Below are 13,944 nucleotides of genomic sequence, written 5' to 3'. Positions count from 1 at the left end.
GTTATCGGTCTCGCCGCAACGCGATCACGTGGTCGGGCACCCTGGCCGTTTCCCCGTTGACGGTCATTTCGCGCTCGACGGCCTCGGCCCGCAGCCGCGTCCAGGCGGTCGAATCCAGCCGCAACGAGGCGATCACCTCCTCGATGCCGAGGAAGGAGTGATCGTGGTGCTGCGCCCACGGCGGCACCGCCCCGTGGTCCACGATCAGCAGCACGCCACCGGGATTCACCCGTTCGGCGGCGTGCCGCAGCACGTCTTCGCGGTCCAGGCGGGCCGGCGAATGAAAATACTGGGCGGAGATCAGGTCGAACATCCCTTGCGGGAACGTCTCGTTGAGGTTGTGCCTCTCAAAGTCGATGCGGGAGGCCATATTCCGCGCCGATGCGGCCGCGCGGGCGCGTTGCAGCGCGGTGTCCGAGACGTCGACGGCCACCACCTGCCAGCCGCGGTCGGCCAGCCACAGGGCGTCGGCTCCCTCCCCGCAGCCCAGGTCCAGGGCGCGGCCCGGCGGCAGGTCGGCGACCACCTCGGCGAGCCGGGGGTTGACCCGGCCGCTCCACACCCGCTCGGTCGAACGGTAGCGGTCTTCCCAGAATTGCTGGGCATCATCGGGTTTGCACGAACTGTCCATACCGCGAGCTTGCCGATTCCGCCCCGACTTGCCAAGCTGAATTGCCATGCAGGCAAAAACCCCCGATATCGACCTGGTGGTGCGGCGCAGACTGCGGGAGCTGCGCGCGCAGCGCGGCATGACGCTGCAGGAGGTCGGCGAGCGGGCGGGCATCGACGTCTCGACGCTGAGCCGCCTGGAGTCCGGCAAACGGCGCCTGGCGCTGGATCATCTGCCGCGGCTGGCCCGGGCCCTGTCGGTGAGCACCGACGAGCTGCTGCAGACCTCGTCGGCGCCGGACCCGCGGGTGCGCGGCGCCGCGCACACCCACCACGGCGTCACCTACTGGCCGCTGACCCGTCAGGGTCCCGCCGGTGGCCTGCACGCGTTCAAGGTTCGGGTCAGCGCCCGGCGGCGCAATCCGCCCGCCGAGCTGCCCGTGCATGAGGGCCAGGACTGGATGTACGTGCTCTCCGGCCGGATGCGCCTCATCCTCGGCGACCGCGACTTCACCATCGACCCGGGCCAGGCCGTCGAATTCTCGACGTGGACGCCGCACTGGTTCGGCGTGGTGGACGGGCCGGTGGAGGCGATCGTGATCTTCGGCCCGCACGGCGAGCGGCTGCACCTGCACAGCTGACCGGTGCGGCGTTAGCGTGGAGCGATGGACCGGGGCTCGGAATACCACTTGGCGCCGCCGCACAGTGCGCCGGGCGTGACGTCCATGGTCGGATACCGCACGCTCGACGTTCCCGAGACCGTGCACCGCGGCATGCCATCCGCGATGTTGACGTTCATCGTCAGCCTCGACGACGGGGTGGAAGCCGGCGACAGCGCCGACGCGCTGGCCGTCGCGCGCCCCAACCCGCTGCTGCTGAGCGGGCTGCACGTGCAGGCCAGCCACGTGCGTCAGCGCCGGGGCCAGGCCGGCGTGCAGCTGGCGGTGCATCCGCTCGCATCGCGCGCGCTGTTCGGCGTGCCGACCGCCGAGCTTCCCGTCGCCGAGTACGACGCGACCGCCGTGCTGGATCGCGGCGGCCGCGAATTGCACGATCGGGTGACCGAGGCGCACGGCTGGCCGGACGTGTTCGCCCTGGTGGCCCGCTACCTCGTCGAGGCGCGGCGGCGCCGCGAGAGCGCGAGCGTGCGTCCCGAGGTCGCGCATGCCTGGCACCTGCTGGAGCGCAGCCGGGGCCGGATACCGGTGGCCGTGGTGGCGGAGACGGTCGGCGTGACCACCCGGCACCTGACGACGCTGTTCGGCCAGGAGGTCGGCCGCTCGCCCAAGACGGTGGCGATGCTGATGCGCTTCCAGCACGCGACGGCGCGCATCGCCGCGTCGGCGCGCCGGCACGGACGCGTCGACCTCGCGGGGGTCGCGGCCGCCACGGGGTACAGCGACCAGGCCCACCTGACCCGCGAATTCGTCCGGTTCGTCGGAGTGCCGCCGCGAAGGTGGCTGGCCGACGAGTTCCGAAACATTCAAGACGGCGGCCACTCGTTCGGCGCACAGTGGGACCATGACCGCTTCGAATCCGACCGTCTGGTTGACATTGCAGGCCCATGACGCCCCCACGCTGATCGATTACTACGTCGAGACATTCGGCTTCGTCCTCACGGCGCGCTACGGCCAGGGCGAGACCGTCGATCACGCGCAACTGAACTGGCCGTACGGCTGCGGAGGGATCATGCTGGGCAGCCACAAGCCCGACGCGCAGTGGTGCCGCGAACCGGGCACCGCCGGCGGCTACGTCGTCACCGCCGATCCCGACGCGCTCTACGAACGGGTGCTGCGGCACAAGGCCGAGGTGGTGCGGCCGCTGGCCGAAACCGACTACGGCGCACGCGAATTCACCGTCCGCGATCCCGAAGGCAACCTGTGGTCCTTCGGCGACTACGGCGGCGCGTCGCCCTCAGCCGGCTAGGTACGCCGTCTGGTTCACCAATCGCACCGAAGAGGCTCCGTCGGAATAGAACTCGGCGATGCTCAGCGACGCCAGATCGAGGTGCAGCCGGTACAAGATGCCCGGCCCGGCGTCCAGCGCCTCCCGCAGCAGCATCTTGATCGGCGTCACGTGGGACACCACCAGCACCGTCGTGCCTTGCTGGGTGGCGAGGACGCGGTCACGGATCCGTGACACCCGGTCGTGCACCGCGTCGAAGCTCTCGCCGCCCGGCGGGGCGGTGCTGGTGTCGCGCAGCCAACGACGGTGCAGTTCCGGGTCGCGCTCGGCGGCCTCGGCGAACGTCAGCCCCTCCCAGGCCCCGAAATCGGTCTCGATCAGGTCGTCGTCGACGGTCACATCGAGGCCCAGGGCCTTGGCCGCCGCCGCCGCGGTGTCGTAGGCCCGCTGCAGCGGGGAGGAGAAGACCGCCGAAACCCCGCCGCGCTGAGCCAGATACCGCGCCGCCGCGTCGGCCTGCCGCCGCCCCACCTCGGTGAGCGCCGGGTTGCCGCGCCCCGAATAGCGGCGCTGCACCGACAGCTCCGTCTGCCCGTGGCGCAGCAGCAGCAGCCGGGTGGGGGTGCCGCGCGCGCCGGTCCAGCCCGGCGCCGTCGGCGACGGTGCCGCAACGGTTTTCGCCGCCTCGGCGCCGGGGGGCTCGGGCTTTTCGGCCGGCTCGGGCGTCTCCGCCGCACCGTTGGCCCGGGCCGCGGCGTCCATCGCCTCGTTGGCCAACCGATCGGCGTGCGAATTGCGCTCCCGCGGAATCCACGAGTAGCTGATCCTGTCGAACCGCGCCGCCAGCGCTCGGGCCTGGGCATGCAGCTCGATCAGGTCGGGGTGCTTGACCTTCCACCGCCCGGACATCTGCTCCACCAGCAGCTTGGAATCCAGATACACCGCGGCCTCGCTGGCGCCCAGCTTCAGGGCGTCGTCCAAACCGGCTATCAGGCCGCGGTATTCGGCGACGTTGTTGGTGGCCCGGCCGATGGCCTGCTTGTTCTCGACGAGGACGGTCGCGCGGTCCTCGGTCCACACCACCGCGCCGTAGCCGGCCGGCCCGGGGTTGCCGCGTGATCCGCCGTCGGCTTCGATGACGACCTTCACTGATCGAATCCCTTGACCCGCAGCAGGATCGCGCCGCATTCCGGGCATCGCACCACGTCGTCTTCGGCGGCGGCCGAGATGCGGGCCAGCTCCCCGCGGTCGATCTCGAGCCGGCAGGCCCCGCACCGCTTTCCCAGCAGCTGCGCGGCGCCCGGCCCTCCCCCGGCGCGCTGCCGTTCGTAGAGCGCGGACAGGGCCGGGTCCAGCGCGGCGCTCAGCGAGTCGCGTTGTGACGAATGCAACTCGCGGGCTTCGGTGAGCTCGGCCAGCGCGGCGTCGAGCGCCTGCCGGGCACCGGCCATTTCGGCCTCCAGGGTTTCGAGGGCCTTCTGCTCGGTGTCCAGCTGGGACTGCAGCTCCTCCCGACGTTCCATCACCTCGAGGAGGGAATCCTCCAGGCTGGTCTGGCGACGTTGCAGGGTCTCCAGCTCGTGCTGCAGGTCCGCCAGTTGTTTGGCGTCGGTCGCTCCCGACTGCAGCAGCGCCCGGTCACGGTCTTCGCGCTGGCGCACCGCGTCGATCTCCGATTCGAGCCGCTTGACGTGGGCGTCGATGTCTTCCAGGGCGATCCGCACCGCACCGATGCGGTCGCCGGCGGCGTCGTATTCCTCCTGCATGCGCCGGCAGGCCTCTTGCTCCGGCAGATGGGCCGCCCGGTGCGTGAGGCGGGACAGCTCGGCATCCAGTTTCGACAACTCGAGCAGCGAACGTTGCTGTGCCACTTCGGCTTTCATGACCCTTCTCCCCCGGACTCGTTGTCACCGCGCTCGACATTCCAGGGGTCGGTGCGAATCGCGCTCACCCGCACCGCAAGCTCCGCACCGAAACGCGACCGCAGCAGGTCGGCGGCCTGTTCGCACCACGGGAATTCACTTGCCCAATGTGCCACATCGATCAGGGCAACGTCCGAGGCGCGGCGGTGCTCGTCGGCGGGGTGGTGCCGCAGATCGGCCGTGACGTAGGCCTGCACCCCCGCGCCGGCCGCGGCGGCCAGCAGCGAATCTCCTGCGCCGCCGCAGACGGCGACCCGCGAAACCGGCATGTCGGGGTCACCCGCGGCCCGCACCCCCCAGGACGTCCGCGGCAACGCGGCGTGCACGCGGGAGACGAAGTCGCGCAACGGTTCCGGTCGGGCCAGCGTGCCGACGCGGCCCAGCCCGGCGTCGCCGGGTGGGGGGACCATCGCGAAGATGTCGAACGCGGGCTCCTCGTAGGGGTGGGCGGCGCGCAGGGCCGCCAGCACCGCGGCCCGGACCCGCGCGGGCGCGACGACCTCGAACCGGTCCTCGGGGACCCGCTCGACGTTGCCGACGCTGCCCACCGCGGGCGAGGCCCCCTCGTGCGGCAGGAACTGCCCGATGCCGGTGACGGTCCAGCTGCAATGCGAGTAGTCGCCGATGTGGCCGGCCCCGGCGTCAAACACTGCCGCCTGCACCGCTTCCGCGTTCTCGTTGGGCACGTAGATGACCCACTTGTCGAGGCCGGGCGCACCCGTCGCCGGCTCCAGCGCGGCCTCGACATCGAGCCCGAGGGCGGCCGCTAGAGCGTCGGACACCCCCGGGTTGGCCGAGTCGGCGTTGGTGTGCGCGGTGAACAGCGAACGCCCGGTCCGGATCATCCGGTGCACGAGCGCGCCCTTGGGCGTGCTGGCCGCCACGGTGTCCACCCCCCGCAACAGCAGCGGGTGATGGGCCAGCAGCAGGCCGGCATCGGGAACCTCGTCGACGACCGCGGGCGTCGCGTCGACCGCGACGGTCACCGACTCCAGCTTGTCGTCGGGGTCACCGCATACCAGGCCCACCGAATCCCATGCCTCAGCAAGCCGAGGCGGGTACGCCTCATCGAGCACCGCGATGACGTCGGCCAGCTTCACGCTCACCGGCGCACCTCCGAAATCGCCTGCACCAGCAGCGGCCACTCCCGGCGCACCGCGGCCCGCAGGTACTGCTCGTCCAAGCCGACGAACGTATCACAGCGACGGATGGCAATTCCCCTGTCATGCAGTCGTTTTCGCAATGCAACGGCCTCCGGCATGCGGAACAGCACGAACGGCGCCCGGCCGTCGACCACGTCGGCGCCCACCGACGCCAGCCCGGCCACCATCTCGGCGCGCAGCCGCCCCAGTCGCGCCGCCCCGGCCGCCGCGTCGGCAACCGCCTGCGGGGCGCAACACGCCGCGATGGCCGCCAGCTGCAGCGTGCCCACCGGCCAGTGCGCCCGCGTGGCGGTCAACCGCGCCAATACGTCCGGCGACCCCAGCGCGTAGCCCACCCGCAGCCCGGCCAGCGCCCACGTCTTCGTCAAGCTGCGCAGCACCAGTACGTCGGGCAGCGCGTCACCGGCCAGCGATTCGGGCTCCCCGGGTATCGAGTCTGCGAAGGCCTCGTCGACCACCAGGATCCGGCCGGGCCGGCGCAACGCGAGCAGCTCCTCGCGGCGGTGCAGCACCGAGGTGGGATTGGTGGGATTGCCCACGACGACAAGGTCGGCGTCCTCGGGGACCACCGCGCCCGCGAGGTCGAACGGCGGCCGCAGCACCACGTGGTGCACCGGCACTCCGGCGGCACGCAGCGCCGCCTCCGGCTCGGTGAATGCCGGCGCGATGATCGCCGCCCGCGCCGGGCGCAGGTTGCCCAGCAGCGCGAAGGCCTCCGCCGCCCCGGCCAGCGGCAGCACCTCGTCGCGGGCCCGGCCGTGCCGCTGGGCGGCCGCGTCCTGCGCCGCGCGGACGTCGTCGACGCTCGGGTAGCGCGCCAGGTCGGGCAGCCGCGCGGCCAGCCGCCCCAGCAGCCAGTCGGGCGGTTGGCCGTGACGGACGTTGACGGCGAAGTCCAGCATCCCGGGCGCGACGGCCTGATCGCCGTGATAGCGCGCCGCAGGCGGGCTCAGGTTCAGACTCGCCATCCGTGAAACACTAGTGCGCCGCGCGGGCCGGCCGGACGAACACCGGCAACACCGTCGTACCCGTCCGCGCCCATCGAGGACAATGGTGAGGTGACAGGCGCAACGTCCACCGATCGCCAAGCCCCAGGGGCGCAGCTGGTGATCTTCGATCTCGACGGCACGCTGACCGACTCCGCGGAGGGCATCGTGGCCAGCTTCCTGCATGCGCTCGATCACATCGGCGCACCGGTGCCCCCGGGCGACCTCGTCGCCCAGATCGTGGGGCCGCCGATGGACGACACGTTCCGGTCCATGGAGCTCGGCGACGCCGCTGAGGAGGCGATCGCGGCCTTCCGCGCGGAGTACGGCGCCCGGGGGTGGGCGATGAACGCGCTCTTCGACGGCATCGAGGCGCTGCTGGTCGATCTGCGCGCCGCCGGCGTCCGGCTGGCCGTGGCCACCTCCAAGCTGGAACCCACCGCGCGGCGCATCCTCGCCCATTTCGGGCTCGACCACCATTTCGAGGTCATCGCCGGGGCGAGCCCCGACGGCTCCCGCAAAGCCAAGGTCGAGGTGCTCGCCCATGCGCTTTCGCAGCTGGAGCCGCTGCCCGAGCGGGTGCTGATGGTCGGCGACCGCAGCCACGACGTGCACGGCGCCGCCGCGCACGGCATCGACACGGTGGTGGTCGGCTGGGGGTACGGCCGCGCCGACACGTTCAGCGGGGTGACGCACGCCGCGACCGTCGACGAGCTACGGAGGGCCCTGGGTGTCTGAGCGCGAGCCGCTGCACATCACGTTCGTGTGCACCGGCAACATCTGCCGGTCGGTGATGGCCGAGAAGATGTTCGCCGACCAATTGCGCCGCCGGGGTCTGGGCGACGCGGTGCGGGTGAGCAGCGCCGGCACCGGCAACTGGCACGTCGGCGAGTGCGCCGACGAGCGGGCCGCCGGCGTGCTGCGCGCCCACGGCTACCCGACCGAGCACCGCGCCGCGCAGGTCGACGCCGAGCACCTGGCGGCCGATCTGGTGGTGGCCCTGGACCGCAACCACGCCCGGATGCTGCGGCACCTGGGCGCCGACGAGGACCGCGTCAAGATGCTGCGGTCTTTCGATCCGCGCACCGGCGCGCACACCCCCGACGTCGACGACCCCTACTACGGCGACACCAGCGACTTCGAACGCGTCTACACCGTCATCAAGGCCGCGCTGCCCGGCCTGCACGACTGGGTCGATGAACGCCTCGCGCAGAACGGGTCGGGGTGATGCGCAGGTTGGCGTTCGTGCTGCGCCCGGGCTGGATCGTGCTGGCGCTGGTGGTCATCGCGTTCGCCTATCTGTGCTTCACGGTGCTCGCGCCGTGGCAGCTGGGCAAGCACAACAGGACCTCGCGTGAGAACCACCAAATCGAGCACTCCCTGAACACCGCGCCCGTCCCGGTGAAAACCCTGCTGCCGCAGCAGAACTCGGCCGCCCCCGGCGATCAGTGGCGTCAGGTCACCGCGACCGGGCATTACCTGCCCGACGTCCAGGTGCTGGCCCGGCTGCGGGTGATCGACTCCAAACCGGCCTTCGAGGTGCTGGCGCCCTTCGTCGTCGACGGCGGCCCCACCGTGCTGGTCGACCGCGGTTACGTGCGTCCGTTGGAGGGATCTCGCGTTCCGCCGATCCCCCGCCCGCCCGCCGACACGGTGACCGTCACGGCGCGGCTGCGCAACTCGGAGCCCCCCGTGGCGGGCAAGGATCCATTCGTGGGAGACGGTGTGCAGCAGGTGTATTCGATCGACACCGGGCAGATCGCCGTGCTGACCAAGGTCCCGCTGGCCGGGTCCTATCTGCAATTGGTCGACGGTCAGCCCGGCGGCCTCGGGGTGGTCGGCGTGCCGCAGCTGGACGCCGGCCCGTTCCTGTCCTATGGCATCCAGTGGATCGCGTTCGGCATTCTCGTCCCGATCGGGTTGGGCTACTTCGCCTATTCCGAGATCCGGGCCCGTCGCCAGGAAAAGCAGTCACCCGCCGCCGCGTCGGCGCCCGCCCCCGAGGCGCCGCAGACGGTGGAGGACAAACTCGCCGACCGTTACGGCCGACGCCGGTAACCGGCCAGCAGCCCGGCCAGCAGCGCGGCGCCCGCTTGCACCAGCGACGACAGCGCGACCGCCCGCCGCAGGTCGGCCACGGTGGGTTCCCGGCCGTCACCGAGCGTCGGCCGGATCTGTAGCTCGTGACGGTATTGGGTGGGCCCGCCCAGGCGCACACCCAGCGCCCCGGCGAACGCCGCCTCGACGGCGCCGGCGTTGGGGCTGGGATGGCGGCCGGCGTCGCGCCGCCACGCCCGCGCCGCCCCCGACGCTGAGCCGCCGACCAGGGGCGCGGACAGCACCGCCAGCGACGCCGTCACCCGCGCGGCAATGTAGTTGGCGACGTCGTCCAATCTCGCTGCGGCCCAACCGAATCGGAGGTAGCGCGGCGACCGGTAGCCGACCATGGCGTCCAGGGTGTTGATGCCGCGGTAGGCCAGCACCGCGGGCGCCCCGCCGGCCGCCGCGTAGAGGAGCGGCGCCACCTGGGCGTCGGAGGTGTTCTCGGCGACCGATTCCAGTGACGCCCGGGTCAGGCCTACGCCGTCCAGGGACGCGGGGTCGCGCCCGCACAGCGACGGCAGCAGCCCGCGCGCGCCCTCGACGTCGCCGCGCTCCAGCAGCTCCGCCATGGCCAGCCCGGTGCGCGCCAACGACGTTCCGCCCAGGCAGACCCAGGTGGCCGCGGCGGTCACCGCGATCGAGCACGGCCAGCCGCCGCGCCCGGCGCCCCGTTGCGACGCCGCCCCCAGCAGTCCCAACGACCCGATCAGCAGGCCGACGTGGACGGCGCCGGCGGCCCTGCTCTCGCGGTAGGTCAGGCTCTCCAGCGCGGCGGCGGCGGTGCCGAACGCGGCGACGGGGTGGCAGCGTCGCGGGTCGCCCAGCGCGCGATCGGCCAGGTAACCGACCAGCACGCCGGCCGTGCGGGGCGTCGCAAACACCCCGGCAGCGTCTCACACCGGAGGTGACCGTCCCCACGAGGCGCCCGGCGCGGTACCCGGGTCGTATCACTTTGCCTGTGGGGCAGTAGATCTCGGGCACGCCGGGCCTACCGGGGCGTCCGGGGCTAGAGTCGACACCATGGCTTTCCCAGCGCTCAACCACGTGGCGGTCACCGTGCGCGACATCGAGGTCAGCGGCCCCTGGTATCGCAACCTGCTCGGCACCGACCCGATGCTCGACGAGCACACCGACGCCGGCTTCCGGCACCAGGTGTGGATGCTCGACGGCGGCACCGTCTTCGGAATTCACCAGCACGACCGCGCGGCCCCCGACGAACGATTCAGCGAACACCGCGTGGGCCTGGACCACGTCGGCTTCGGCTGCGCCGGGCGCGCCGAGCTGGAGAACTGGGTCACCCGGCTGGGCGAACTGGGCATCGAGCACGGCGGCATCGTGGACGCCCCCTACGGCTCGGGCCTCAGTTTCCGCGACCCCGACGGCATCGCGCTCGAGTTCTTCGCCCCGCCGGGCTGATTCGTTCAGCGCACCGTCGCGAAAAACGCGCGCAGATCCTCGACGAACAGCTCCGGTTCCTCGAACGCCGCGAAGTGCCCGCCGCGCGGCATGTCGGTCCAGTGGGTGATGTTGTAGACCGGCTCGCACCAGCTGCGCGGCGCCTTGAGCAGTTCGCCGGGGAAAGCCGCGACGCCCGTGGGCAATTCGACGCGGTCTCCCCTACCCCAGACCGCGAAGCTCTCCCAGTACAGGCGGGCCGAGGACGCGGCGGTGTTGGTCACCCAGTAGACCATCACGTTGTCGAGCAGCTCGTCGCGGCTGACCGCTTTCTCGGGATGCCCGTCGCAATCCGCCCAGTCCCAGAACTTTTCGACGATCCACGCCAGCTGGCCCACCGGCGAATCGGCCAACCCGTAGCCCAGCGTTTGCGGCCGGGTGGACTGTTGCTTGGAGTAGCCGGTGCCCCATTTGCGGTGATTGGCCAACCCGGCCATGGCTTGCCGCTCCTCCTCGGTGGGATTCGACAGCGCTTCCTTGGTGGGCCTGCCGACCGGCATGTTGAGGTGGATGGCCGCGCAGTGGCCCCGGTTGCGGCCGATCTGGGTGGTGACCGCGGCGCCCCAGTCGCCGCCCTGGGCGCCGTAGCGCTCGTAGCCCAGGCGCACCATCAGCGTTTCCCACGCCTCGGCGATCTTTTCCACGCCCCAGCCCGCGCCGTTGGGCTTGCCGGAGAACCCGTAGCCCGGCAGCGACGGGCACACGACGTGGAAGGCGTCCTCGGCGCGACCCGACGCGGGGTTGGTCAGCGGCTCGATCACCTTGTGAAACTCCACGATCGAGCCCGGCCAGCCGTGGGTGATCACCAACGGGAAGGCGCCCTCGTGCGGCGAGCGCTGGTGGATGAAATGGATGTCGAGCCCGTCGATCTCGGTGATGAAGTGGTCGAAGCGATTGAGCGCGGCCTCCCGCGCCCGCCAGTCGTAGTCGTTGGCCCAATAGTCGGCCAGCTCGCGGGTGTAGGCCAGCGGCATGCCCTGGCTCCAGTCGTCGACGCATTCGGCCTCGGGCCAACGGGTTCGGGCCAGCCGCGCGCGCAGATCGTCGAGAACCTCGTCGGAAACGTCGATGCGGAACGGTTTCACGCGCTTCATAGTGCCGCCGTCGGTGACACCGGCGACGCGCGGGGTGGGTCGGCACGCGAGGATGTGACCATGGATCCCAGGTTGACCACGCGAGTGGAACACAGTCGGTCGATCCCGTTGCTCGTCTGGCAATTCCGCGAGCCCCGGCTGTGCATCGCGTCGGGCCCGCTCGGCGGCGGCGTCGGCGCCCGCGACTGGTTGGTCAACGCGACGGTCCCCCTGGATTACCACCGGACCGACCCGGACCGCCACCTGACCGAGATCGGCGCCGCGCTGGGTCTCGCCGGCACCGGCTGCGGGCTGCTCACCGCGGTCGACGTGACCCGTTACCACCTCGCCGCCGACGGCGGTGTGCACGCCACCGCGACGGTCGGGCTGTCCAGCCCCGCCTGGGCGGCTGCGCCCGACCGGCACTTCCGCCGGGAGGTGCCGGCCGGCCTGCGCACGACCGCGTTCACCGACTACGAGATCGTCGAGTACCGGCCGCTCACCGATGGCGACGGGTACCGGGTGGGGACCATCAACATCGTGGTCGCGGTGCCGGTGCGGCTGTCCGGGGCGGCGCTGGTCAACGCCGTGGCCACCGCCACGGAGGCCAAGGCGCAGGCGTTGCACGAGGTCGGGGTGCGCGCCACCGGAACCGCGTCGGACGCGGTCGTCGTGCACTGCCCGACGGACGGGGCCGAGGAGACCTATGGCGGGCCGCGCTCGGTGTTCGGCGCCCGGATCGCCCGGGCGGTGCACGCCGCGGTGCTCGCCGGCGCCCGGGCCTGGATTTCGGGGCCCGAGTACCGGCCCTCCGGATAGGGCCGCGCACGTAACATCGGCGCCCAAAGTCGCCGCACGTTACGGCCGCGAACCGCCAAAAGGAGTGGGCGCGGACGGTATCGAACCGCCGACCGCTGGTGTGTAAAACCAGAGCTCTACCACTGAGCTACGCGCCCGTTGCTGCGGGCAGGCTACCCGCCCGCCGGCCAAGTCCCCAAAATCAGGCCCTCAAGGCCGCCAGGGCGTCGGTCCACAACCGTTGATCGCGCGACTCCCCGGGCTGTTTCATCTCGGCGAATCGAATGAGCCCGGCCCGGTCAACGACGAACGTCCCGCGGTTGGAGTAGCCGGCGTCCTCGTTGAACACGCCGTAGCTCTGGCTGACCGCGCCGTGCGGCCAGAAATCCGACAGCACCGGGAAGGTGAAGCCGCTGTCCAACGCCCAGACCCGGTGCGTGGGCGGCGGGCCCACCGAGATGGCCAGCACCGCGCTGTCGTCGTTCTCGAAGTCGGGCAGATGATCCCGCAGCTGGTCCAGCTCGCCCTGGCAGATCCCGGTGAACGCCAGCGGGAAGAACACCAGCAGAACGTTCTTGGCGCCGCGGTAGGAGCTCAACGTGACGCGTTGTTGATTCTGGTCGCGCAGAGTGAAGTCCGGGGCGGCGGTGCCGACCGACAGCATCAACGCTTCCCGGCCCGGGACTTGGGCTGCACCAGACGGCTGGCGGCCCAATCCCCCAGGTTGACCGACGAGGTCGGCATCAGACCGGCGGTGGGGGCCGCCTCGGCGATCTCGGCCGGCAGCACGTGTCCCGGTTTTCCGGTCTTGGGGGTCAGCACCCAGATCACGCCGTCCTCGGCGAGCGGGCCGATCGCGTCCATCAGCGTGTCCACCAGGTCGCCGTCGCCGTCGCGCCACCAGAGCAGCACGACGTCGACTACCTCGTCGGTGTCCTCGTCGAGCAGCTCGCTGCCGCAGGCTTCCTCGACCGCCGCGCGGATCTCATCGTCGGTGTCTTCGTCCCAGCCCCACTCCTGGACAACATGGTCGGGTTGGATGCCCAGTTTGCGAGCGTAGCTCGGGGCGTGATCCGCCGCGACCACCGTGGAGCCTCCTTCAATTCCCTCGCGATGTGCGCTTCGGGATTATCGTCGCACAGCGCGGATCCCGTTCACACTTCCGCCTCATTACGTTGCCAAGCAGAGTTTGATCGCCTTCTTTTTCGTGTCGTTGAGCTGATCGACGCGTTTGTTGAATTCCGACGTCCCCGCGTGTGTGCCAATGGCGTTGGCCACCGAGTGCGCGGCGTCGATGTACGCGTTGAACGCGTCCTTGATCTGCTGCGACATCGCGTCATTGAAGCTGTTGGCCACCGTGGTGGCGCTGTCGTTGAGGGCGTCGATCGCCGGGCCCTCGGTGGGGCCGGTGCCGCGGCCCGAATTGAACGCCTGGACGAATTCGTTGGTCTTGTCGATCGCGTTCTTGCTGGTGGTGATCAGCGAGGCGCAGGCGGTGCGCACCGCCTTGGTGGTCAGCGACTGCTGGCGCTGGGACTCCCGGACGCTCGACGTCGCCGACGAGGCCGACACCGACGCGGACACCGACTGGCGGTAGGCGGGGGCGACTTTGGTGTCCGGGGTCGCCGTTCCGTTGGTGACGGAGGTACATCCCACGATGCCCATCAGCGCGGCCGCGACACAGCCCAGGGCCAGCGCGCCACGCCGGGGGAAAGCCCCCACCTGCCTCGGGGGGACGGCACGCCACCGGATGAGCACAGGCCTGACGTTACCGGGTGGCTTGTGCACCCGCCCCATACACGCCGAGTTGACGCGCACCGGGTGAGCCTTTGACGGCTACCAGATGGCGGCTGCCCGCCTGAAACACCCGTGCGGCACGATGGTGGAGAGGGCGCGACCCGCCCTCACGTCACACATCCCGCCAATTACA

18 protein-coding genes and 1 tRNA gene are annotated in these 13,944 nt (G+C 71.1%); 8 read left to right on the top strand and 11 right to left on the bottom strand.

The window, feature by feature from the left end; genetic code table 11:
- Position 1: 1 nt before the first annotated feature.
- Positions 2-631 (bottom strand): class I SAM-dependent methyltransferase, encoded by a 630-nt coding sequence (locus OCU_RS35815; protein ID WP_009953561.1) that lies wholly within the window; start codon positions 629-631, stop codon positions 2-4.
- A gap of 46 nt (positions 632-677) precedes the next feature.
- Between OCU_RS35815 and OCU_RS35810 the strand changes: the two genes are divergently transcribed.
- From OCU_RS35810 to OCU_RS35800, 3 genes are all read left to right on the top strand, one after another.
- On the top strand, positions 678-1,250 hold the full coding sequence (locus tag OCU_RS35810; RefSeq protein WP_014379934.1) for a helix-turn-helix domain-containing protein: 573 nt from the start codon (positions 678-680) through the stop codon (positions 1,248-1,250).
- Positions 1,251-1,334: 84 nt separating this feature from the next.
- Positions 1,335-2,177 carry a helix-turn-helix domain-containing protein gene (locus tag OCU_RS35805; RefSeq protein WP_014379933.1) on the top strand — a complete coding sequence of 281 codons (843 nt, stop codon included), beginning with the start codon at positions 1,335-1,337 and terminating at the stop codon, positions 2,175-2,177.
- Entirely contained in the window at positions 2,131-2,535 is a 405-nt protein-coding gene (locus OCU_RS35800) for a VOC family protein (protein WP_014379932.1), read from the top strand. Before OCU_RS35805 ends, OCU_RS35800 begins: the two co-directional genes overlap by 47 nt.
- On the opposite strand, the gene OCU_RS35795 is transcribed toward OCU_RS35800, so the two are convergent.
- From OCU_RS35795 to cobC, 4 genes are read right to left on the bottom strand one after another with little or no spacing between them, the layout of a single operon-like run.
- Complete coding sequence (locus OCU_RS35795) at positions 2,524-3,663, bottom strand: bifunctional RNase H/acid phosphatase (protein WP_014379931.1); 1,140 nt, start codon at positions 3,661-3,663, stop codon at positions 2,524-2,526. The two genes, OCU_RS35800 and OCU_RS35795, sit on opposite strands and share 12 nt — an antisense overlap.
- Positions 3,660-4,397, bottom strand: a complete 738-nt coding sequence (locus OCU_RS35790) for a zinc ribbon domain-containing protein (protein ID WP_009957046.1) — start codon at positions 4,395-4,397, stop codon at positions 3,660-3,662. Before OCU_RS35790 ends, OCU_RS35795 begins: the two co-directional genes overlap by 4 nt.
- On the bottom strand, positions 4,394-5,542 hold the full coding sequence (locus OCU_RS35785) for a Nif3-like dinuclear metal center hexameric protein (protein WP_041787049.1): 1,149 nt from the start codon (positions 5,540-5,542) through the stop codon (positions 4,394-4,396). The genes OCU_RS35790 and OCU_RS35785 overlap by 4 nt, the downstream gene beginning before the upstream one ends.
- Complete coding sequence (gene cobC / locus OCU_RS35780; protein WP_014379929.1) at positions 5,539-6,567, bottom strand: Rv2231c family pyridoxal phosphate-dependent protein CobC; 1,029 nt, start codon at positions 6,565-6,567, stop codon at positions 5,539-5,541. Before cobC ends, OCU_RS35785 begins: the two co-directional genes overlap by 4 nt.
- A gap of 90 nt (positions 6,568-6,657) precedes the next feature.
- On the opposite strand from cobC, the gene OCU_RS35775 reads away from it, so the two are divergent.
- Genes OCU_RS35775 through OCU_RS35765 form a run of 3 tightly spaced genes read left to right on the top strand, consistent with a single transcriptional unit; the run spans position 6,658 to position 8,643 of the window.
- Positions 6,658-7,323, top strand: coding sequence for an HAD-IA family hydrolase (locus OCU_RS35775; protein WP_026071565.1), 666 nt, complete (start codon positions 6,658-6,660; stop codon positions 7,321-7,323).
- Positions 7,324-7,378: 55 nt separating this feature from the next.
- The gene (locus tag OCU_RS35770) at positions 7,379-7,813 is read left to right on the top strand and encodes a low molecular weight protein-tyrosine-phosphatase (protein ID WP_232525343.1); all 435 of its coding nucleotides are present in this window, start codon (positions 7,379-7,381) and stop codon (positions 7,811-7,813) included.
- On the top strand, positions 7,813-8,643 hold the full coding sequence (locus tag OCU_RS35765) for an SURF1 family cytochrome oxidase biogenesis protein (protein ID WP_026071564.1): 831 nt from the start codon (positions 7,813-7,815) through the stop codon (positions 8,641-8,643). Before OCU_RS35770 ends, OCU_RS35765 begins: the two co-directional genes overlap by 1 nt.
- On the opposite strand, the gene OCU_RS35760 is transcribed toward OCU_RS35765, so the two are convergent.
- A complete protein-coding gene (locus tag OCU_RS35760) occupies positions 8,625-9,569 on the bottom strand; it encodes a cobalamin biosynthesis protein (RefSeq protein ID WP_014379926.1) in 945 nt (314 codons plus the stop codon). The two genes, OCU_RS35765 and OCU_RS35760, sit on opposite strands and share 19 nt — an antisense overlap.
- Before the next feature lie 139 nt (positions 9,570-9,708).
- Between OCU_RS35760 and OCU_RS35755 the strand changes: the two genes are divergently transcribed.
- Entirely contained in the window at positions 9,709-10,104 is a 396-nt protein-coding gene (locus tag OCU_RS35755) for a VOC family protein (protein WP_014379925.1), read from the top strand.
- A gap of 5 nt (positions 10,105-10,109) precedes the next feature.
- Here OCU_RS35755 and OCU_RS35750 read toward each other — a convergent pair whose 3' ends face one another.
- Positions 10,110-11,237 carry an epoxide hydrolase family protein gene (locus tag OCU_RS35750; RefSeq protein ID WP_014379924.1) on the bottom strand — a complete coding sequence of 376 codons (1,128 nt, stop codon included), beginning with the start codon at positions 11,235-11,237 and terminating at the stop codon, positions 10,110-10,112.
- An 84-nt stretch (positions 11,238-11,321) separates the two neighbouring features.
- Between OCU_RS35750 and OCU_RS35745 the strand changes: the two genes are divergently transcribed.
- Positions 11,322-12,035, top strand: coding sequence for an adenosylcobinamide amidohydrolase (locus OCU_RS35745; RefSeq protein ID WP_008255917.1), 714 nt, complete (start codon positions 11,322-11,324; stop codon positions 12,033-12,035).
- A 65-nt stretch (positions 12,036-12,100) separates the two neighbouring features.
- On the opposite strand, the gene OCU_RS35740 is transcribed toward OCU_RS35745, so the two are convergent.
- From OCU_RS35740 to OCU_RS35725, 4 genes are all read right to left on the bottom strand, one after another.
- A tRNA-Val gene (locus OCU_RS35740) sits at positions 12,101-12,172 on the bottom strand.
- Between the two features lie 44 nt (positions 12,173-12,216).
- Positions 12,217-12,678: a peroxiredoxin gene (locus tag OCU_RS35735; RefSeq protein WP_008255915.1), complete on the bottom strand. Its 462-nt coding sequence runs from the start codon at positions 12,676-12,678 to the stop codon at positions 12,217-12,219.
- A complete protein-coding gene (locus OCU_RS35730) occupies positions 12,678-13,100 on the bottom strand; it encodes a DUF3052 domain-containing protein (RefSeq protein WP_008255913.1) in 423 nt (140 codons plus the stop codon). The genes OCU_RS35735 and OCU_RS35730 overlap by 1 nt, the downstream gene beginning before the upstream one ends.
- An 84-nt stretch (positions 13,101-13,184) precedes the next feature.
- A complete protein-coding gene (locus tag OCU_RS35725) occupies positions 13,185-13,772 on the bottom strand; it encodes a hypothetical protein (RefSeq protein WP_036390648.1) in 588 nt (195 codons plus the stop codon).
- Between the last annotated feature and the right edge of the window lie 172 nt (positions 13,773-13,944).

Origin of the sequence: Mycobacterium intracellulare ATCC 13950 (assembly GCF_000277125.1) — a bacterium.
Taxonomy (GTDB): Bacteria; Actinomycetota; Actinomycetes; order Mycobacteriales; family Mycobacteriaceae; genus Mycobacterium; species Mycobacterium intracellulare.
The sequence above is the reverse complement of the archived record's forward strand: the minus strand, read 5'-3'. Positions and strand labels throughout refer to the sequence as shown.